The following is a 19,525-nucleotide window of genomic DNA, read 5'->3' on the forward strand; positions in this document are numbered from 1 at the left end:
TGTCGGGTTGCTGACGCAACGAACCCTCCTGCCATGGAAAGTCCATGGCCGTTTCCTAGTCCACAGGAGGTGATTGGTCCGTGCGTCAATATGAAGTGATGGTCATCCTCGACCCCAGCCTGGACGAGCGCATCGTCGGGCAGTCCCTGGATAACCTGCTCAACGTCGTCAAGACCGAGGGCGGCAAGGTCGACAAGGTCGACATCTGGGGCCGTCGTCGGCTCGCCTACGAGATCGCCAAGCAGGCCGAGGGCATCTACGCGGTTGTCGAACTGACCGCGACCCCGGCCACCGTGAGCGAGCTCGACCGCCAGCTAGGCCTGAACGAGACGGTGCTGCGCACCAAGGTTCTGCGCAACGACAAGTAGTCCGCAACCACTTCTCGAATTTCGTGTCAGAGCCTAGCTTTAGGCTCGAGCGCAAATCCCGAGATGCGGACTGCACCCCCGAGCAGGAGGAACCCCCATGGCAGGCGACACGGTCATCACCGTCATCGGCAATTTGACGGCAGACCCCGAGCTTCGTTTCACGCCCGCGGGCGCAGCGGTGGCGAATTTCACCGTCGCTTCGACTCCCCGCGTGTTCGATCGCAATTCGAACGAATGGAAAGACGGCGAGGCCCTGTTCCTGCGCTGCAACATCTGGCGTGAGGCAGCGGAGAATGTCGCCGAGAGCCTGACCCGAGGCGCTCGCGTGATCGTGAGCGGACGGCTCAAGCAGCGCTCCTACGAAACCCGCGAGGGTGAGAAGCGCACGGTCGTCGAACTCGAGGTCGACGAGGTCGGCCCCTCCCTCCGGTACGCGACGGCCAAGGTCTCCAAGGCCGGTCGCGGCGGCGGAGGCGGCGGCTTCGGTGGCGGTTCCGGTAATGCCGGTGGTGGTGCGAGCGCAGGCGGCTACAACGCCAACAACGGCGGCGGACAGTCGGGCGGCGGCAACGCAGGCAACGACGATCCGTGGGGTAGCGCGCCCGCGGCCGGCTCCTTCGGGGGCGGCGGCCGCATGGATGACGAACCGCCGTTCTGAGGAACGGCACGCATAGTACGGAGAGAAGACCATGCCTAAAGCGCCCGCGCGCGAAAAGGTACTGAAGAAGAAGGCCTGCGCTTTCTGCAAGGAAGCCAAGGCCGGAATCGTCAATATCGACTACAAGGACACCACGCTGCTGCGTAAGTACGTCAGCGACCGCGGCAAGATCCGCGCTCGCCGCGTCACCGGCAACTGCGTGCAGCACCAGCGTGACATCGCTGTGGCCGTCAAGAACTCGCGTGAGGTGGCCCTGCTGCCTTACGTGTCGACCGCTCGCTGAGAAAGGGAGTCAGACAGATGAAGCTCATCCTCACCGCTGATGTCGACAACCTCGGTGCGCCGGGCGATCTCGTCGAGGTCAAGGACGGTTACGGCCGCAACTACCTGCTGCCCCGCGGCCTGGCCATCGTGGCCACCCGTGGCGCCCAGAAGCAGGTCGAGGGCATCCGTCGCGCCCAGGACGCCCGCAAGGTGCGCGACCTGGACCACGCCAACGAGCTGAAGCAGGCCATCGAGGGCCTGGAGTCGGTCTCGCTGGCCGTGAAGACCGCCGACAGCGGCAAGCTGTTCGGTTCGGTCACCACCGCCGACGTGGCCGGTGCCATCAAGGCCGCCGGTGGCCCCGTGGTGGACAAGCGCAGCATCGAGCTGCCGAAGTCGCACATCAAGTCGACCGGCAAGCACGGCATCGTGGTGCACCTGCACCCCGATGTGGCTGCCAAGTTCAACCTTGAGGTTGCTGCGAACTGAGTTCGCTGGAAACCACCCCTGTGTTCGCACGGGGGTGGTTTCCGTTGCCTTCAGCAGTGGTAGCTGACCGATAGCCGCCTTTCGGGGTGGTGACGGCCTCCCCCGGTGGCCTCCGGTCGGCAACTCGCTGACCTCCCGTTATTCCGCCTGTGGATTACCGCGGAAACCGACCGGCACATTTGTGACTCCGGTCATACCGTGCATGCGTGCTGTTAACCCAACACGCCCGGCCGTTCACCTTGACCGACACGCCGGAACTTCTTTCATCCACAGGTCGAGAGTCGGGTAATACCCGGCCTAGCAGGGCGTTCCACCGCACTGACCTGGGTTTTCCCCATGTTTTCCACAGGAGCTGCACAACTCTGGGTGAACTACCCCCAAGTTATCCACAGTTGTGTGCACATGTCGGCTTGGCACCTGCCGAAAACGTCGCCTAGGTTCGTCGCATTGCCCTGCGCGCGACCCCGGGAATCACGCAGGCAACCGATTGCTGACTTCGTGTCGGAGCCCGGGAGTACAACGAGGGCAGAGAGGACGGTCTGGTGACCACCACCGGCGACCGCGCGCAAACGGACTTCCCGCCCGAGCCGCCCGGCGAGGACTTCGGCAGGCAGCCACCGCACGACATGGCGGCCGAGCAGTCCGTCCTCGGCGGCATGCTGCTGAGCAAGGACGCCATCGCCGACGTGGTCGAGGTGCTGCGCCCCGGCGACTTCTACCGTCCCGCGCACCAGGCCGTCTACGACACCATCCTCGACCTCTACGGCCGTGGCGAACCCGCCGACCCCGTCACCGTCGCCGCCGGTCTCGATCGTCGCGGCGAACTCAAGCGCATCGGCGGCGCCCCCTACCTGGTCACCCTCACCCAGACCGTCCCCACCGCCGCCAACGCCGGTTTCTACGCCGAGATCGTCGCCGAGAAGGCCATCCTGCGCCGCCTCGTCGAGGCGGGCACCCGCATCGTGCAGTTCGGCTACGCGGGCGCCGACGGCCAGGACGTCGCCGAGGTCGTCGACCGCGCCCAGGCCGAGATCTACGAGGTCACCGAGCGCCGCACCACCGAGGACTTCACCCCGCTGGAAGAACTCCTCCAGCCCACCATGGACGAAATCGACTCCATCGCCTCCCGCGGCGGCATCTCCCTCGGCGTCCCCACCGGCTTCACCGAACTCGACGAACTCACCAACGGCCTCCACGCGGGCCAGATGATCATCGTCGCCGCCCGACCTGGTGTGGGTAAGGCGCTCGCGCTCGACACCCCCCTGCCGACGCCGTCCGGGTGGACGACGATGGGCGAGGTGCGCGTCGGCGACGAACTGCTCGATGCCGACGGGCAGCCGACGCGCGTCGTCGCGGCGACCGAGGTCATGACCGACCGGCCGTGCTACGAAGTCGAATTCTCCGACGGCACCGTGCTCGTCGCCGACGAACAGCACCAGTGGCTCACCGATACCCGCGAATCCCGGCGCTCGGCCCAGGATGCGGCAGCGGGCCGCCCACGCCGCAACCCGACCGCCCCGGGGGTGCGCACCACCGCCGAGATCGCGAACACCCTCCGCTGCGCCACCGCCGACCGCCGCCTCAACCACTCGGTCACCAACACCCGGCCCTTGCAACTGCCCACCCAGGATCTGCTGGTACCGCCGTACACCCTCGGCGCCTGGCTGGGCGACGGCACCTCCGCCGCCGCCCAGCTCACCTGCTTCGACCCGGAGATCGTCGCGCGGATCGAAGGCGAAGGCATCATCGCCACGCCCTCACCGTCGGCTCCCGGCCGCTTCCAGCTGACTCTCCCGGCACCCGAGCCGGTCCAGGCACGAAGTTGCGTGGTGTGCGGTACCGAGTTCGTTCCCTTCACGAGCGAGGTTCGCACCTGCGGCCGCTCCTGTGGCGGTCGTGCACGGTTCATTTCCGCGCCGGTGCCCGCGCCAACGTGCGCCGAATGCGGCGGGCCGTCGATCGGATTGCGGCTGTGCCAGTCGTGCCGTAATTCGGTCGGCAGCGTGCAGGCCAGGTTACGCACGCTGGGTGTGCTCGGCGACAAGCACATTCCGATGAGTTATCTGCGTGGATCGGAGGCGCAGCGCCGGGCGCTGCTCGCCGGGCTCCTCGATACCGATGGCACCGTCACCCATGGCGGGTCGGTGCAGTTCGCTGTCACCGATGAGCGGCTGTTCCGCGATGTGCGGGAGCTCGTCGTCAGTTTGGGTTATCGCTGTGGTGTTTCCACCAAGCGGGTCCGTGGACGGTCGGAGCAGACGTCGACCTGCTTCACCCTCACCTTCGCCACCGACGACGAAGTCTTCGGGCTGTACCGAAAGGCGCTGCTACACAAGGAACGTCGTGCAGCGCGTAATACTACTCGGTCGAATTCCCGCTATATCGTAGATGTTCGGCGGATCGAGTCCGTGCCGGTCCGCTGCGTCGAGGTCGACAATGCCGACCACCTGTATCTCGCGGGTCACTCGATGGTGCCGACCCACAATTCCACGCTAGGCATGGATTTCATGCGGAGTTGCTCGATCAAGCATGGAATGGCCAGCGTCATCTTCTCGCTCGAGATGAGCCGGACCGAGATCGTGATGCGCCTGCTCTCCGCCGAGGCGAAGATCAAACTGGGCGACATGCGCTCGGGCCGGATGAGCGACGACGACTGGACCAAACTCGCCCGCCGGATGAGCGAGATCAGCGAAGCGCCACTGTTCGTCGACGATTCGCCGAACTTGACGATGATGGAGATTCGCGCCAAGGCGCGGCGGCTCAAACAGCGCCACGACCTGAAACTCGTTGTGGTGGACTACCTCCAGCTGATGAGCTCGGGTAAGAAAGTCGAATCCCGACAGCAGGAAGTCTCGGAATTCTCGCGCCATCTCAAGCTGCTCGCCAAGGAACTCGAAGTTCCGGTGATCGCGATCTCGCAGCTGAACCGTGGTCCGGAACAGCGAACCGACAAGCGGCCCATGGTCTCCGACCTTCGCGAATCGGGCTCGCTCGAGCAGGACGCCGACATGGTCATCCTGCTGCACCGGCCCGACGCGTTCGAACGTGACGACCCGCGTGGCGGCGAGGCCGACCTCATCGTCGGCAAACACCGTAACGGCCCGACCGCCACCATCACCGTGGCGCATCAGCTGCATCTGAGCCGGTTCGTGGATATGGCCAGAGGCTGATCGGTCAGCCGTTTGCGCGGCCGAGAGGTGGTCTGGTTCGCCACAATTCGATTGCGGTGTCGATGAGGTCGACGCGGTCGAGGAGGGTGATATCGGCGATCGGGTGCCAGGCTGCCAGGTCGGTGGAGCCGTTGGTTTCGTTGCGTAGTTCGCCGCCGGTGATGTGGGCTTCGTACACGATTCGGAGGCCGTGGAAGTCGGCGAATTCGCCGTGGGGGCGTGGGTATCGGCGGTTCATCGAGTCGATGCCGAGGAGGGTGATGGGCTCGGCGGTGTAGCCGGTTTCCTCGGTGACCTCGCGGATCGCTGTGGTGATCGGGTTCTCGCCGTGGTGCATTCCACCGCCTGGGAGGGTCCACTGTTTACTGCCGTCCGGTGCTATCCATCGGGCGAGCAGGATTTCGGCTACGCCTTCGGATTCACGGACGCACACCGCGTAAGCGGCGACGCGCAACTCTTGCTTCATTGTGAACAGTTTCGCGGACGACGCTGCTTGTCGGAAGGGCTGGTTACGATCGTTGTGGCTTGTCGGATCGGGGGCGGGGCGGGGAAGATGAAATTGCTGGTCAACCCGGTGGTGTTCGGGTATTGGGTGGCGGCGGTGGCGGCGGTGGGGTATTTCTCGTTGGTGTTGCGGGGGGTGGTGTGGGTGGGGCAGCGGGATGGTGGGGCGTTGATCGGGGTGGCGCTCATTGTCGGGTTGGTGTTCGGGTTGGTGAGTTGGCCGTTCGTGTTGGGGGTGGTGTGGCGGGGTCGGCGGGCTTATCTGCGTAGGAATGGTGAGGCGGTCGTCGCTACGGTGGTCGGGGCCGGGCGGCGGGTGACGCGGTCGTCGAACAATCCGTTGTCGACGCATCGGGTTCGGCTCGAGGTGCGGTTCACGCATCCGGCGACCGGGGCGGAATATGGGATGAAGAAGGAGTTCGCTTTCAACGAACTGCGGAAGTCCACGGCCTCGGCGTTGATGGATCGGTTTCCGGTGGGGGCGGAGTTGCCGATGTTGGTGCGGGGGCGGGCGGCTGGGTTCGATGTGGCGGCGCGGCCGCAGTGGGTTGATATCTGGTGAGGGGCTATTCGGGTGTGGCGTGTGACAATTCGGTTCGGAGCTGGAGGAATCGGAACAGTCCTGGTGTGCCGGTGAGGGATTCGTAGCGGGTGACCACTTCGGCGACGAAGGGCGGGATTTCGGTGGGGTCGGCGGTGACGGCCATGGCGGTGTCCTCGATGCTCGGGCGCGGGCCTGCGCAGACGTACTGCACCAGTGCCCGGCCGTGGGGTGCCAGGGCCGCCGCGATGTGCTCACGAAGCCGTCGCCACAACCCACGTCGAGTACACGCTCGGTGCCCGCGACCGGGACCGCGGACACCGCGTCGGTGGCCATGGCGCGTTGGAGTCCGCTGATGTGCGCGTAGCCCGCGCCGTCCCAGTCGGCCATCGCCTCACCTTCCTGGCATTCGACTGTCCCGGAATTCGCCGGTACACGCATCGCTCGAACAGCTGATTCCGGGCGTCAGCGGGCATCAGGGACGTGTCAGGGCGGTGTCAGGTGCGGGCGGGACAGTGGTCTCAATCAACGAGCACGACCGAGAGGGGTGGTTTCCATGACCGCGCGACACATCGAACCGACCAGCACGTGGACTGGGATGGTGAGCGTCGACGATACGGCGTTGGCCGTCACCGATACCGGGGGTGACGGGATCGCGGTGGTTTATCTGAACGGGCAGTTCGCCACGCAGGGGTACTGGTGGAGGACGATCGCCGAGTTGGGGGACGGGTTTCGGCACATCACCTTCGATGAGCGGGCTCGGGGGCGGAAGTCGGGGTTGTCGGCGGATTATTCGTTCGAGGCGGCGGTGCGGGATGTGGACGCGGTGCTGGCGGCTCGGGGTGTGGAGCGGGCGGTGCTCGTGGGGTGGTCCTATGGGGCCGTCGTCGGGGCGCATTGGGCGGCGCGGAATCCGGAGCGGGTGATCGGGGCGGTGCTGGTCGACGGGGCCTTCCCGTATGACTGGCTCGACGAGGCCATGGAGAAGCGGATTCGCACGCTGTTCAAGCGGCTGAGCTGGGTCATGCCGCTGTTGCGGCCGACGGGGCTGGTGCCGCGGATGAACGCCGCGCAGCAGGCCGAGAGCAATATCGAGCTCGGGACGCTCTCGCGCACTGAGGAATTGGGGCCGGTGCTGGACGCGATCACGGCGCCGGTGCGGTATGTGGTGGCCTCGGGGACCTCGTTCGGCAGCAAGAAGGACGAGCAGGAGAAGATCCGCGGTGGGCTCGACGCGGTGACTTCGCGCAAGCCGAACATCCTTGTCGCGGCGAAGGTGTCGAGCAATCACGGCGCCATTCTGCGTAAGGACTTCTGGGCGATCGCGGATTCGGTGCGGGAGGTCGCCGCGCGCGGGTGAGGTCAGCGCAGCAGGAACTGGCCCAGCTGGGGGATGGCGTCGCCGGGAGTGCGGGCGTGGAAGGGTTCGCCGATGGCCTGCATGGTCCATTCGCGGCCCGCGCGGGAGAGTTTCGCCATGGTGATGGCGGTGTAGGGCATGCCGCCGGTGAGGGCGTAGCGGGCCAGTTCGCGGTCGGTGGTGTTGTCGACGAGGCGGCAGAAGGCGTTGGTGACCTGTTCGAAGGTGTGACCCTGGTAGGAGGTGACGAAGAAGAGCAGGGTGGTGACGTGCACGGGCACGCGCGTGAGGTCGACCAGGATCACCTCGTCGTCGCCGTCGCCCTCGCCGGTGAGGTTGTCGCCCTGGTGGCGGATGGCACCGTCCTTGGAGCTGAGCTGGCCGAAGCAGACGAGGTCGACCAGGGTGTGGTCGGCGAACATGGCGACCGAGGCGTCGAGGTCGATCTCGATCGGGCGGCGGCCGAACAGGCGCCCGCGCATGACCGGGTCCCAACCCAGGCCCATGCGGACGAAGGTGAGGGCGGCGCCGCCGTCTTTGCGGAGGGTGACCCGCTGGCCCTTGGCCAGGCTGACGGGCCGATGACGTGGCAAGCCGGGGGCGGCAGCCGGGCTCCCGGTCATTCCGGGATTCCACCCCGCCGGGCCCGACCCAGCCGCACCCGGACCCCCTCCCGCTGTGGACCTCCCCGCCGCGGCGCCCGACCCAGCCGCGGACGCGCCGCGCCCCGGACCTGCCGCACCCGAACCTCCGCCTGCCGCGGAGCCCGACCCGGCCGCCGCCGGACCAGCGGGGTACGGCGTCGCGGCCGGGTACTGAGGTGCGGCCGGGTACTGCGGCGCCGCCGGGCGTGGCGCCTCGATCAACCGTCCGCCGTGATCACTGACGAGCGCGCCGAATCCACCCGCGTACCCCGCCCCGAGCGCGCGAACTTTCCAGGCTCCTTGACGTCGATAGAACTCGACCGCGAGCACCGCCGACTCGGTGGTGAGTCCGTCGATGCGAAAGTCGTAGATGGCCGTCCCGTCGGCTCCGGCGAGCCGCACCGACGGCGGCGCGATCCGGCCGAAGCCGCCGCCGGGGTCGGCGAGCGCGATGACCGTCCTGACCTGGGCGATCTCGGCGGGCACCTGGGACAGGGTCACCGAGATCGTGCCGCCCTGCAAGCGCACCCCGGGCGCGAACGGCTGGTATTCGCAGACGAGATCGCCGTCCGAGCGGACCCGGCCCTGCTCGGTGACCAGCAGCGCCGCCAGCGTGACCGGCGCGTTCACCCGCGCCGAGACGACCACCACATCGGTGCCGACCGGCCCGTTCTGTCCCTTCACCATCGCTGACATGCGTGTTTCCCCCCTGCCGACTGCCGTGCCCCCGGAATCCGGGGCACGGGGTGCCCGTTCGCGCTAGTAACGATCCGCAGGTGGCCCACGACAGAGTTCGTGACATCGCGGCCCGTCGGGGGGCCTGCCCACCTGTAGGTCATTCGAACGGGATCATGACATGAATCTGCGTGAGTTCCTTGCGAAACATCGCATCGCATCGGCTGTCGCCGCGCCGGCGACCCTGGGCGTCGCGGCGATCGTCGCGGCGTCGTTCGCGGTGACGTCGCAGCAACCCGAGTCCCCCAGCTACGAGCTCACCACCTCGGTGACCGAGTGCCGCGAGATGGTGACCATCTCGGTGGCCGGGCGCAACGACACCCCGGTCGAGGGCACCACGGCCATGCTGCTCGACGCCAACGGCAACCCGCTGCCCGCGGCGCTGTCGGGCGATCACAGCAGCGTCTGGGTGGACCCGGTGGTGAACGCGCCAGCCAGCGCGGTGGCCGACGGCCAGTACGCGGCGGTCTACATCGCCTACCCGGCCGATATGCGCACCTACGAGGACGCCGTGAACACCGGCGTCGCCAACACCCAGCAGGTGATGCGGGAGATCTCGGCGGCCTGCCCGGACACCAAGTTCTCCATCGTCGGCTACAGCGAGGGCGCCGATGTGGTGCGCCGCGTCGCCGAGGGCATCGGCAACGACGACCCGGCCGACGGCTACTCGGTGGTCGACCCCGACGACGTGCTGGGCGTGGTGATGTTCGCCGACGCCGGGCGCGCGGCCGGGGACGGCCCGTTCATCGGCGCCGAGGACCCCTTCGCCAACCCGGACGGCTTCGACCAGAAGTACCAGAACGGTGTGGACCCGATCTCGGGCAAGGGCGTGACCACGGGCGGTGACTTCGGCGCGCTCAACGGCAAGATCGCCTCGTTCTGCTCCGAGGGCGACCTGACCTGCGCGGCGCCGGAGAACATCTCGCTGCTGCAGCTGGCCGCCAATGTCGGCCGCCAGATCAATATCGACGACCTGCAGCGCGACGGCCTGACCCCGGCCACCGGCCAGGACATGGCCTTCACGCTGGGCCGCATCGCGATGGCCGCCTTCTCCGATATCGCCGCCAACCCGAACTGGATGGCCAGCGACGAGACCTTCCTCGAGGTGCTGCTCAAGGTCTCCGATCCGGACTACGTGCCGGGCCAGACCCCGGCGCCGTCGCAGGCGGACACGATCGCGGCCGAGCAGGTCTCGCCGCTGGCGTACCTGCCGCAGAAGGTGTTCAACGAGATCGTCGGGCTGATCGTGACCAACCAGAACACCATTCCGGTGGCGATGAGCGATCCGTACCAGCTCACCCTGGGCCCCAACGGCACCGGTCACCACTTCGACTACTGGCGTGATTCCGACGCCGCCAACGGCAAGCCGCTGACCTCGGCGGAGTACGCGGCGGCCTGGCTGACCCACCTGGCCAAGCAGGCCCAGGCCGGTGAGCCGGTGGACAAGAAGTCGGCGCCCGCCGACGAGGACGTGACCGCCGCGCTGGCCGCGCCGACCAAACCGGCCACGACCACCACGGCGAAGCCGACGACCACCACCAAGAAGTCGACCACCACGAGCAAGTCGACCACGACCACCGCACCGTCGACGACCACCTCGACCACGCCGCCGACCACGACAGCGGCCCCGACCACAACCACCGGCGAGCCGACCACCACGACGCCGTCCACCACGACTCCGTCGACCACTCCGGCCGAGCCCACGACGACCACTCCGGCCCCGGCTCCGGAGCCCGCGACCAACCAGGCCGCGGCCCCCGCGCCGACCACCACCACGACCCCGGCCCCCACCACCACGGCGGCCCCGACCACAACCACCGGCGAGCCGACCACCACGACGCCGTCGAACTGACAACAGCGAGAACACAAGTCCCCGGTGCGGCAGCTGAACCGGTTGCCGCACCGGGGACTTCGCTGTGCGCCACCGCTGATCCACCGACATCACCGCACGCATCCGCGGTCCTCCGCAGCACCCGGAACCGCGCGGCGGCCTTGCGAATCCACGCCACCCGCTGATCCACACGCCACAGCTGATCCACACAGCCCCGGGCGATTCACACAACCGCCCCGCGAACCACGCGGCCGCCCACCAATCCACGCAGCCCCAGGAACCGAGACACAGCAACCTCCGAATCCACACAGCCCCCGGCGATTCACACAACCGCCTCGCGAACCACGCGGCAGCCCACCTATCCACGCGGCCCCAGGAACCGAGACGCAGCAACCCCGCGAATCCACGCAGCCCGCGAATCGCACAGCCGCCCCGCGAATCACCCGGAATCAGCCGTTCAGCGCGGGCGCGGCGGGCGCGACACCCCGGTGCGATCTTCGGGCAACGCGCCGATCATGGTGACTGTTGCTTGCCGCGATGCAATGATCGGCTGGTGACTCAGTGGCTCCCACTCCTCGGCTCGCTCCCTGTCGCCGGCGCTGTTCTGGTCGGCGTGTTCGCCAACAACCGCACGCACCGCGAGGGCATCGCGGCCGCAGACGAGCGGGGCAGGCAGGCGCTCGATGCCGCGCAGCGCCATGTCGAGCTGTCGAACATGGTGGGTGACCAGCGCGATCACGAGGCGTGGCGGCGTGAGGCGGTGCTGGCCGCGGTCGCCTCGATCCTGGAGACCTCGGCCTCGGTGCGCGCCGATCTGGCCAACTGCGGGGAGTGGGATCTGGTCACCGCCGAGGAGATCGACAATGTGGGCGCGCAGATCCACAAGGTGATCTGGGATCGCCCGGGCGGCATGCTGACCCGGCTGCGCGTGGTGGCGCACCGTCGCATCCCGAACAAGTGCGAGGACCTGCTGCGCACGCTGACCGCCGCCCAGCACATCACCATGCAGCGGCTCAAGCTGCACATCGATGTGGAGGCCACCGTCGAGGAGCTCGAGGAGATGGCCTCGCTGTGGCAGAAGGCCATGCGGCACGCCGCCGAGCAGGAGCGCGCGCTGGTGGAGATCACCCGGCTGGAGCTGGGGGTCGTGATCGCCTCGAAAGGTCCGGTAGCGCCGCCGGTTCCGGCACCGCAGCCGCCCGCGCCCGAACCGGCCGCCGAGGCACCGGTCGCCGAAACCGTTGTCGCCGAACCGGAACCGGCGCCCGCGCCGGAGGAACACCACACCGCCGTGCTGCGCGTGGTCACCGATCCGGACAACCCGCCCGCCGAGGCCGTCGCCGTGCCCGCCGAGCAGCGACAGGCCGAACCCGCTCAGGTCTGACTCGCGGTGGCCGTTCACCTGACGCGAAGGGGTACGGCCGGGTAACTTGGGCAGTGGCAGGCGATTCTTCGCCGGGCCGACCCGACAGCGTGGTCGATCGTCTACAGACTTGCACCGAACCACTCTCGTCAGGGGGCGATCTGTCATGGAATTCATCGCACCATTGGATGCGCTGTTCCTGCTCGCGGAGTCGCGCGAGCACCCGATGCATGTGGGCTCACTGCAATTGTTCGAGCCGCCGGAAGACGCCGGGCCGGACTATCTGCGCGAGTTCCGCGACATTCTGCTGGCCGAGGACACCCTGCGGCCGACCTTCCGGAAGCGCCCGGCCACCTGGCTCGGCGCGCCCCAGCTGGCCTGGACCCACGACACCGACATCGACCTGGACTTCCACGTCCAGCGCAGCGCCTTACCCGCGCCGGGCACCATGGATCAGCTACTCGATCACACCTCCGCGCTGCACAGCGCGCTGCTGGACCGGCATCGCCCGCTCTGGGAACTGCATTTCGTCGAGGGCCTGGCCGACGGCCGCTTCGCGCTGTACTCGAAGATGCACCACGCCCTGATCGACGGCGTCTCCGCCCAGCGGCTGCTGCGCCGGACGCTGAGCACCGATCCGGACGCCGGGGTCACCGTGCCGTGGAACCTGCCGCGCAAGCAGCGGCCCGAATCCCGGCCAGCGCGTTCGCGGATGGGTGGGGTGCTCGGCGGGCTGTCTGCGGCGAGTTCGTCGACCGCGGCGCTGTTGCGCGCGGCCCGCACCGGACTGCTCGAACAGCAGTTGACCTTGCCGTTCGCGGCGCCGCCCACGCTGTTCAATGTGCCGATCGGCGGGGCGCGTAAGTGCGCGGTGCGCACCTGGTCGATGGACCGGATCAAGCAGGTGAAGAAGGCGACCGGGACCACGGTCAACGATGTGGTGCTGACCATGTCGGCGGGGGCGTTGCGGACGTATCTGCTCGAGCGGGACGCGCTGCCGGACAAGCCGATGATCGCGATGGTGCCGATGTCGCTGCGCGATGCCGACGACACCGATACCCAGGGTGTGAAGATCGCGGCGCTGCTGTGCAATCTGGGCACCGATATCGCCGATCCGCTGGAGCGGCTGCGGGTGGTGAGCGAGTCGACACGGCGGAGCAAGGATGTCTACCGGTCGTTGAGCCCGGCCCAGACCCTGGCGGTGGCGGGGCTGATGCTCAGCCCGATGGCCGCGTTGCTGCTGCCGGGTTTCGCGGCGCTGGGGACGCCGCCGTTCAATATCGTCATCTCGAATGTGCCGGGCTCGCGCGAGCCGATGTACTGGAACGGCGCGCGGCTGGACGCGGGGTATCCGCTGTCCATCCCGCTGGACGGCCAGGCCGTGAACATCACCCTCACCTCGCACGGCGACAATCTCGATTTCGGCTTGGTCGGCTGCCGCCGCACCCTGCCCGACCTGCACCGATTGCTCAATCATCTGGAGGACTCGTTGACGGCGCTGGAGGACGCGGCGACCTGAAAATTCCCATTCTCGAATAAACTAGAACGTGTTACAGTTCGGTATGCGTACCGAATTCTGCGAACAGCTCGGCATCGAGTTCCCCCTCTTCGCCTTCACCCACTGCCGCGACGTGGTGGCCGCGGTGAGCAACGCGGGCGGGCTCGGTGTGCTCGGCGCGGTCGGCTTCACCGCCGAACAGCTCGAGGTGGAACTGGCCTGGCTCGACGAGCACGTCAACGGCATCTACGGCGTCGACCTGGTGATCCCGTCCAAGTACGAGGGCAAGGGCGTCGAGGGCCTGAGTCCCGAGCAGCTGGAAAAGCAGCTGGCGCAGATGGTTCCGCAGGGGCATCGCGACTTCGCCCAGCAGATCCTGTCCGACCACGACGTGCCCGCACTGCCCGAGGGCGAGCACCACAACGAGCTGCTGGGCTGGACCGCGACCACCGCGGGCCCGCAGGTCGACGTGATCCTGAACCACCCCAAGGCCAAGCTGGTCGCCAACGCGCTGGGCACCCCGCCCGAGGACGTGGTCAAGCGCATCCAGGACTCCGGCCGGGTGATCGGCGCGCTGTGCGGCTCGGTCAAACACGCCATGAACCACAAGGCGGCCGGGCTGGACTTCGTGGTGTGTCAGGGCACCGAGGGCGGCGGGCACTGCGGTGAGGTGTCCTCGCTGGTGCTGTGGCCGCAGGTGATCGACGCCGTCGGCGATATGCCGGTGCTCGCGGCCGGTGGCATCGGCAACGGCGCGCAGGTCGCGTCCGCGCTGGCGATGGGCGCGCAGGGCGCGTGGACCGGGTCGCTGTGGCTCACCGTCGAGGAGGCCAATGTGCCGCCCGCGCAGATGGACACCTACCTCGGCGCCACCAGCCACGACACCGTGCGCTCGCGCTCGTGGACCGGCAAGCCCTGCCGCATGCTGCGCAACGACTGGACCGACGCGTGGGAATCGGCCGAGACGCCCGACCCGCTGCCCATGCCGCTGCAGATGATGGTCGCCCTCGACGGCGTCAAGCGCGGCCACCGCTACCCCGAGGCCGCCAAGGACGTGAACTTCAATCCGGTCGGCCAGGTGGTCGGCATGATGAACAAGGTCGAGCGCAGCGCGGACGTGATCAACCGCCTGGTCGAGGAGTACGTCACCGCCTACGACCGCCTGACCAAGCTCAACGGATAAGCCCGCTCGGGCAGGTGCCGCAGGGCAGGCATCTGCCCTGGCATCATCCGCCGAAACGCGGCGAATCCGACTCAGACAGCTGACCGGCAGGTCAGGCGGTCGCGGCGGTCTCCTCGACGCCCGGCACGCCGACCAGCTCGTCGAAGCGGGCGATCACCTTCTCGTGGTAGAGCGCGAACAGGTCCTCGAACAGGGCCAGCTGGGCCTCGCTGGGCGCGGACTCGGCGTCCCACACCGCCAGCAACGCCCGCCAGACGAGGACGTGCAGGTCGGCGGCGACGGCGAAGTAGGCGGTGACCGCCTCGGGCACCTCGACGACCATGTCGGCGATCGAATTGAGCACCGCGCGTTGCATGGTCATCCCGAGCACACCCAGCACCCGGCGGATCAGCGCGATCTCGGTGGCGATGATGCGCGGATAGTCGGGCACGGCGTTGCGGGCCATCGCCTCGAGCTCGTCGACGGCGGCGGCGAGCTCGCCGGGATCGAGCACCTTCTCGGCGGCGGTGTAGGCGAGTAGCGCGTCGAGCACGATGCCACGCTCGACGGCGACGATGTCGGTGAACATCTCGGCGGCCACGGCCGGGGCGGTGATGGAGAACCGGAACAGGTGCCGGTAGGAGTCCATGCCGCCCTCTTCGCGCACGTCGCGAATGGTGAAGCCCTTGCCGCGGCGGGCCTCGACGAAGCCGTAGGACTCGAGCCTGCCGAGGGTGAGTTGCGCGGTGGCCCGGTTCATCCCGAACTCGTCGGCGACCTGACGCACCGAGGGCATCAGCTCGCCGGGCCGGTACTCGCCGGTGGCGACACGACGCGCCAGTTCATCGGCGACGTCGGCGACCACCGTCCGGGATCCCATCGAGAAAACACCTTTCGATCATGCTCCGGTTACGTCCCAGACAGTTTAGGCGCTGAAACCGCACCTCGCACGCACCAGCGGGCGCTGTGGGATGGTTCACGTCAGCTGGCCGATCACGGTCGGGAACCAACCGAACAGCATGTTCGGCAATCCCTCGGCAACACCGGAATCCCGCGCAACCTGCCGCGGTGGGCGCGCGGATCGGCCGATGAGCGCCGCCGGTCTGGATCAGACAGGTCTCAGATCATCTGCTTGTTGCCCATCCAGCGCATGATCGGCCAGCCAAGTGCCACCGGGATCCAGCAGGTGAGCACGCGGTAGAGCAGCACGGCGGGCACCGCGATCTCGGCGGGCACGCCGAAGGCCGCCAGACCACCGATCAGCGCCGCCTCCACGGCACCGACACCGCCGGGCGTCGGGGCTGCCGAGGCCAGCGTGCCGCCGATCATGGTGACGATGGTGACCGCCACGAAATCGGTGCCGCCGCCGAAGGCTTCGACACTGGCCCACAGCGCCAGCGCCTGACCCAGGGTGATCGCGCCGCAGCCCGCGACGATGATCGCGAAACGCTTGGGGTCCTTGGCCAGGTCGCCCAGCTCGCCGAGCACCTCGGTGAGCTGCGGGCGCACCGAATGATTCACCCAGCGGCGCAACTTGGGCACGAACATGAACGCGCCGATCAGCCCGCCGACCACGCCCGCCGCCAGATACAGCACGGTCGCGTCGGGCACGATGTGGGCCAGGTTGGTCGAGGTGCCCGCCACCACCGAGAAGATCACCAGCAGCACCAGGTGCGTGATCACCTGCATGGACTGCTGCAGCGCGACCGCCGCGGTGGCCCGCAACGTCGACATGCCAGCCTGCTGCAGGAACCGCACGCTCAGCGCCAGACCACCGACACCTGCGGGGGTGGTGGTGGCGACGAAGGTATTGGCCAGCTGCTCGAGGATCAGGTCGCGGGTGCGGACCAGCCCGTCGGCGCAGGCGCCGAGCGCGGCGGCGGCGCCCAGATAGGTCAGGCCCGAGATGACCAGGCCGAACAGCGCCCACCACCAGTTCAGCGTGCGCAGCTGACTGAAGAAGGTGGGCACCTGGCTGAAGAACGGGTAGGCCACGTAGACCAGGCCGACCAGCAGCACCAGCTGGATGATCTGGTTGCGGTTGAACCGGGTGAGCTGCTCGGACTGGATGCGGTCGTGGCCGGTCTGCTCGCGCACCTCCTCGCGCGCGGTCGCCACCACCTTGCTCCACTGCGGCACCGACTTGCGGATGCCGGTGGGCATGGCCGATTTGGTCAGCCGCCGGGCCGCGGTGACGACCGCGGCCTCGCCGAGCACCTCGATCGCTGCCGACACCGCCTCGTGCTTGCCGAACAGCGCGGTGGTGGTCACCAGCAGCTGGGCGATATCGGACTGCTTCTGCGCGTCGGAGGCGCCGAACTCGGCGAAGGCGAAACCGCCGAAGAGGGTGTCGCCCTGGCAGACCCGCACATAGTCCGGCGGCAGATCGCCCATGCTGATCTGGTTCTCGTGCAGCCGCAGCAGTGAACGCCACACGCCGGGCAGCACCTGCGCGGAGAGCTTGCGCAGCGGCGTGCCGCGCGGGACGGTGTGCGCGAACAGCATCCAGCCGCGTTCCAGCCCGGCCACCGCGACCTGGTGCGAATCGGCCATGCCCAGCTCGCCGATGGCGATGCCGAGCAGCGCGCGGTGCTCGACGGCGCGGTGCATGGACCCGTGCAGCGGCGCGGTCTCGCTGGAACGGAAGGTGATCCAGCGCCAGAGCTGGCGGATGGCGCCGAAGCTGCGCTGATTCTTGCCGTACATCTCGACGACGATCTCGGACTCGGGCCCGTCGACCTCGGTGGCCAGCAGCAGCGGACCGCGCCCGGCGGGCCGGTCGACGTGGAACGAGCGCACGGTGTAGCCGCGCCCCGCCAGCACCCGCACCGCCGCCTCCAGCGGCACCTCCAGCGCGGGCGTGCCGACCAGCCAGACGATCACCGCGCCGACCAGCCACCCCACCACCAGCCCCAGCATCGCCCGCGCGGGCACCACCGAACTCACCACCAGGTGCATCGGCGCGAACATCAACAGCAGGAACCACATCCAGCGCCGCGGCCGCACCGGCAGCCACGGGCTCGACACCGTGAGCATGGCCGCGAGCATGGCGATCCAGCGTGGGTCGTCGAGGAACTGGGAGAGGAAGGTGTCGAAACGGTCGGGAACGGGTAGGTGCCATTTCGGGGTGGAGATGCCCGAACCGGTGATGGACAGGGCCAGCACCGCGAGCAGTCCGGCGGCGGCGTAGCCTGCCAGCAGCTTCCACTGCCTGCGCAGCATCAACTCGATGAGGATGGCGAACGGCAGTGCCAGGATGAGCATTCCGTAGATCAAGTACACCAGGGTGGACTGATCCGGGCTCAGGAAGTCCACGATCTTGGACACCGAACGCTCCAGGGCCAGCCACTCCGGCCGGGTGATCAGCGACCCCGCGATCACCACGGCGACACCGATCCCGGCCAGCGCGACCCGGACGATGTCGCTGGTACGCCGGGTCAGCGGCTGCAGGAGACTTCCCGTGACCGGAATCTCCCGACCGTCGACTCGCATGAGCCGCACGATACACACCGACACGCCGTCGACCCGCCGTGACATCGCACGTGAGGCGGGTCACAAGCCGTCACAAACGCGTGTCGTGACCCGTCCTGTGCACAACGACAACGCACAACCGGAAGGGAATCATCATGCAGGTTCTGCTGGCGGGCGCGACCGGCGCCATCGGCCGTCCGCTGATTCGCGCGCTGACGGCGGGCGGACACTCGGTGACGGCCATCGTGCGCTCCCCCGAGGCCCATCCCCTGGTGCGCGAACTGGGCGCCGAGCCGATCACCGCCGACGCGCTCGACCGCGACGGGCTGCTGCGCGCGGTGGACGGCTTGCGCGCCGACGCCGTACTGCACGAGGCCACCGCGCTGCGCGAAGTGAAGGCCACGCGCCGGATTCCGGCCGACGATCCCACCGGGCTGCTGCGCACGGTCGGCACCGCGAACCTGCTGGCCGCGGCCGAGGTGACCGGCGCGCGGCGCTTCGTCACCCAGTCGCTGATCCTGGGTTACGGGTATCACGACCACGGCACCGAGCCGGTCACCGAGCGCGCGGAGTTCGGCGTGTACAACGGCGGCGTCGCCGACGAGGTGGTGCGCGCGTGCGTCGACGGGGAGCGGCTGGTGTTCGACGCGGCAGGCGTCGACGGGATCGCGCTGCGGTACGGGCTGTTCTACGGGCCGGGCGCGTTCAGCGACCTGTTCGCCGGGATGATGCGCAAGCGCGTGCCGGTCGGTCCGCTGGGGCCGGGCGGGGTGAACACCTGGGTGCACGTCGAGGACGCGGCCGCCGCCACCGTCGCCGCGCTCGACCACGGCACCCCCGGCCGCGCCTACAACATCGCCGACGACACCCCCATCACCTGGGAGCGCTTCCTCACCGAGGTCGCCCGCAGCCACGGCACACCCCGCCCGATCCGCCTGCCCGGCTGGGCCATCCGCCTGGCCGTCCCCTACCTGAGCGCGCTCATGGTCGACACGTCGATGCGGATCTCGAGCGCGCTGGCCCACGAGGAATTGGGCTGGCGACCGCGGTACGCCGATGTCACGGCCGGACTGGCGGCTGGTCGGGCAGTCTGAGCCAGACGTCGCGGTCGTCGGCCGGGTGACAGCACCAGACGTCGCGGTCGACAGCGCCGATGTCATGGCCGGGACAGGTCAGCTCGGCTCGGCCGTGACGATCAGGGCACGACAGTATCTGGGCGTAGGCACAGACCGCAGTGGCCACCGGTGCCGATGCCAGCCGGTGGCGTGCCGCTCGGACAGAGGAAGGCTCGCGGCCCGACAGCGGTTGGTGTCGATGCCGGTCGCGGGTCAGCCCGGCACGGGCACGGTGTGTGCGTGGACCGCGCGGCGGCGCGCCGCACGGACGGAGGAAGGCTCGCGGCCCGACGGCAGTGGTGTCGATGCCGGTCGCGGGTCAGCCAGCACGGGCGTGGTGTGCGCGTGGACG

The 19,525-nt window shown here is 68.5% G+C and carries 17 protein-coding genes; 12 read left to right on the forward strand and 5 right to left on the reverse strand.

The annotated features are described in order from the left end of the window. The first annotated feature begins 80 nt into the window (after positions 1 to 80). The 5 genes from rpsF (at position 81) to dnaB (ending at position 4,949) form a co-directional block, all read left to right on the forward strand. Complete coding sequence (rpsF, locus tag WA675_RS20845) at positions 81 to 368, forward strand: 30S ribosomal protein S6 (protein ID WP_278261022.1); 288 nt, start codon at positions 81 to 83, stop codon at positions 366 to 368. A 97-nt stretch (positions 369 to 465) separates the two neighbouring features. Next, positions 466 to 1,026 carry a single-stranded DNA-binding protein gene (locus WA675_RS20850; protein ID WP_218718404.1) on the forward strand — a complete coding sequence of 187 codons (561 nt, stop codon included), beginning with the start codon at positions 466 to 468 and terminating at the stop codon, positions 1,024 to 1,026. Positions 1,027 to 1,057: 31 nt separating this feature from the next. After that, complete coding sequence (gene rpsR, locus WA675_RS20855; protein WP_278261020.1) at positions 1,058 to 1,309, forward strand: 30S ribosomal protein S18; 252 nt, start codon at positions 1,058 to 1,060, stop codon at positions 1,307 to 1,309. A 17-nt stretch (positions 1,310 to 1,326) separates the two neighbouring features. Continuing rightward, a complete protein-coding gene (gene rplI / locus WA675_RS20860) occupies positions 1,327 to 1,779 on the forward strand; it encodes a 50S ribosomal protein L9 (protein ID WP_336086349.1) in 453 nt (150 codons plus the stop codon). A gap of 542 nt (positions 1,780 to 2,321) precedes the next feature. After that, complete coding sequence (gene dnaB / locus WA675_RS20865) at positions 2,322 to 4,949, forward strand: replicative DNA helicase (RefSeq protein WP_336086351.1); 2,628 nt, start codon at positions 2,322 to 2,324, stop codon at positions 4,947 to 4,949. A gap of 4 nt (positions 4,950 to 4,953) precedes the next feature. On the opposite strand, the gene WA675_RS20870 is transcribed toward dnaB, so the two are convergent. Next, a complete protein-coding gene (locus WA675_RS20870) occupies positions 4,954 to 5,415 on the reverse strand; it encodes an NUDIX hydrolase (RefSeq protein ID WP_336086352.1) in 462 nt (153 codons plus the stop codon). Positions 5,416 to 5,502: 87 nt separating this feature from the next. Here WA675_RS20870 and WA675_RS20875 point away from each other — a divergent pair, with 87 nt between their 5' ends. After that, on the forward strand, positions 5,503 to 6,015 hold the full coding sequence (locus tag WA675_RS20875; protein WP_336086353.1) for a hypothetical protein: 513 nt from the start codon (positions 5,503 to 5,505) through the stop codon (positions 6,013 to 6,015). 4 nt (positions 6,016 to 6,019) lie between these two features. On the opposite strand, the gene WA675_RS20880 is transcribed toward WA675_RS20875, so the two are convergent. Continuing rightward, on the reverse strand, positions 6,020 to 6,268 hold the full coding sequence (locus WA675_RS20880) for a hypothetical protein (RefSeq protein WP_336086354.1): 249 nt from the start codon (positions 6,266 to 6,268) through the stop codon (positions 6,020 to 6,022). A 324-nt stretch (positions 6,269 to 6,592) separates the two neighbouring features. On the opposite strand from WA675_RS20880, the gene WA675_RS20885 reads away from it, so the two are divergent. Next, the gene (locus tag WA675_RS20885) at positions 6,593 to 7,354 is read left to right on the forward strand and encodes an alpha/beta fold hydrolase (RefSeq protein WP_336086387.1); all 762 of its coding nucleotides are present in this window, start codon (positions 6,593 to 6,595) and stop codon (positions 7,352 to 7,354) included. A 2-nt stretch (positions 7,355 to 7,356) separates the two neighbouring features. Here the strand turns inward: WA675_RS20885 and WA675_RS20890 are convergent, their stop codons facing one another. Further along, positions 7,357 to 8,694: a TerD family protein gene (locus WA675_RS20890; RefSeq protein WP_336086355.1), complete on the reverse strand. Its 1,338-nt coding sequence runs from the start codon at positions 8,692 to 8,694 to the stop codon at positions 7,357 to 7,359. 160 nt (positions 8,695 to 8,854) lie between these two features. Here WA675_RS20890 and WA675_RS20895 point away from each other — a divergent pair, with 160 nt between their 5' ends. The 4 genes from WA675_RS20895 (at position 8,855) to WA675_RS20910 (ending at position 14,608) form a co-directional block, all read left to right on the forward strand. Then, positions 8,855 to 10,585 (forward strand): cutinase family protein, encoded by a 1,731-nt coding sequence (locus tag WA675_RS20895; protein ID WP_336086356.1) that lies wholly within the window; start codon positions 8,855 to 8,857, stop codon positions 10,583 to 10,585. Between the two features lie 532 nt (positions 10,586 to 11,117). Then, a complete protein-coding gene (locus WA675_RS20900; protein ID WP_336086357.1) occupies positions 11,118 to 11,948 on the forward strand; it encodes a hypothetical protein in 831 nt (276 codons plus the stop codon). Positions 11,949 to 12,093: 145 nt separating this feature from the next. Further along, positions 12,094 to 13,446, forward strand: coding sequence for a WS/DGAT/MGAT family O-acyltransferase (locus WA675_RS20905; RefSeq protein WP_336086358.1), 1,353 nt, complete (start codon positions 12,094 to 12,096; stop codon positions 13,444 to 13,446). A gap of 43 nt (positions 13,447 to 13,489) precedes the next feature. Continuing rightward, positions 13,490 to 14,608 carry an NAD(P)H-dependent flavin oxidoreductase gene (locus WA675_RS20910; RefSeq protein ID WP_336086360.1) on the forward strand — a complete coding sequence of 373 codons (1,119 nt, stop codon included), beginning with the start codon at positions 13,490 to 13,492 and terminating at the stop codon, positions 14,606 to 14,608. 91 nt (positions 14,609 to 14,699) lie between these two features. Here WA675_RS20910 and WA675_RS20915 read toward each other — a convergent pair whose 3' ends face one another. After that, complete coding sequence (locus tag WA675_RS20915) at positions 14,700 to 15,467, reverse strand: GntR family transcriptional regulator (protein WP_336086361.1); 768 nt, start codon at positions 15,465 to 15,467, stop codon at positions 14,700 to 14,702. Between the two features lie 239 nt (positions 15,468 to 15,706). After that, positions 15,707 to 18,079: a lysylphosphatidylglycerol synthase transmembrane domain-containing protein gene (locus tag WA675_RS20920; RefSeq protein WP_336086362.1), complete on the reverse strand. Its 2,373-nt coding sequence runs from the start codon at positions 18,077 to 18,079 to the stop codon at positions 15,707 to 15,709. Positions 18,080 to 18,213: 134 nt separating this feature from the next. Here WA675_RS20920 and WA675_RS20925 point away from each other — a divergent pair, with 134 nt between their 5' ends. Further along, on the forward strand, positions 18,214 to 19,152 hold the full coding sequence (locus WA675_RS20925; RefSeq protein ID WP_336086364.1) for an NAD-dependent epimerase/dehydratase family protein: 939 nt from the start codon (positions 18,214 to 18,216) through the stop codon (positions 19,150 to 19,152). Positions 19,153 to 19,525: the final 373 nt, after the last annotated feature.

Source organism: Nocardia sp. SSK8, from assembly GCF_037034205.1.
In the GTDB taxonomy this organism is placed as follows: domain Bacteria; phylum Actinomycetota; class Actinomycetes; order Mycobacteriales; family Mycobacteriaceae; genus Nocardia.

Excerpts from the sequence above, each read along its gene's own strand:
- WA675_RS20850 (WP_218718404.1), top strand. The coding sequence starts at position 466 with ATGGCAGGCGACACGGTCATCACCGTCATCGGCAATTTGACGGCAGAC.
- rpsR (WP_278261020.1), top strand. The coding sequence starts at position 1,058 with ATGCCTAAAGCGCCCGCGCGCGAAAAGGTACTGAAGAAGAAGGCCTGC.
- rplI (WP_336086349.1), top strand. The coding sequence starts at position 1,327 with ATGAAGCTCATCCTCACCGCTGATGTCGACAACCTCGGTGCGCCGGGC.
- WA675_RS20870 (WP_336086352.1), bottom strand. The coding sequence starts at position 5,415 with ATGAAGCAAGAGTTGCGCGTCGCCGCTTACGCGGTGTGCGTCCGTGAA.
- WA675_RS20875 (WP_336086353.1), top strand. The coding sequence starts at position 5,503 with ATGAAATTGCTGGTCAACCCGGTGGTGTTCGGGTATTGGGTGGCGGCG.
- WA675_RS20885 (WP_336086387.1), top strand. The coding sequence starts at position 6,593 with ATGGTGAGCGTCGACGATACGGCGTTGGCCGTCACCGATACCGGGGGT.
- WA675_RS20890 (WP_336086355.1), bottom strand. The coding sequence starts at position 8,694 with ATGTCAGCGATGGTGAAGGGACAGAACGGGCCGGTCGGCACCGATGTG.
- WA675_RS20895 (WP_336086356.1), top strand. The coding sequence starts at position 8,855 with ATGAATCTGCGTGAGTTCCTTGCGAAACATCGCATCGCATCGGCTGTC.
- WA675_RS20905 (WP_336086358.1), top strand. The coding sequence starts at position 12,094 with ATGGAATTCATCGCACCATTGGATGCGCTGTTCCTGCTCGCGGAGTCG.
- WA675_RS20910 (WP_336086360.1), top strand. The coding sequence starts at position 13,490 with ATGCGTACCGAATTCTGCGAACAGCTCGGCATCGAGTTCCCCCTCTTC.
- WA675_RS20915 (WP_336086361.1), bottom strand. The coding sequence starts at position 15,467 with ATGGGATCCCGGACGGTGGTCGCCGACGTCGCCGATGAACTGGCGCGT.
- WA675_RS20920 (WP_336086362.1), bottom strand. The coding sequence starts at position 18,079 with ATGCGAGTCGACGGTCGGGAGATTCCGGTCACGGGAAGTCTCCTGCAG.
- WA675_RS20925 (WP_336086364.1), top strand. The coding sequence starts at position 18,214 with ATGCAGGTTCTGCTGGCGGGCGCGACCGGCGCCATCGGCCGTCCGCTG.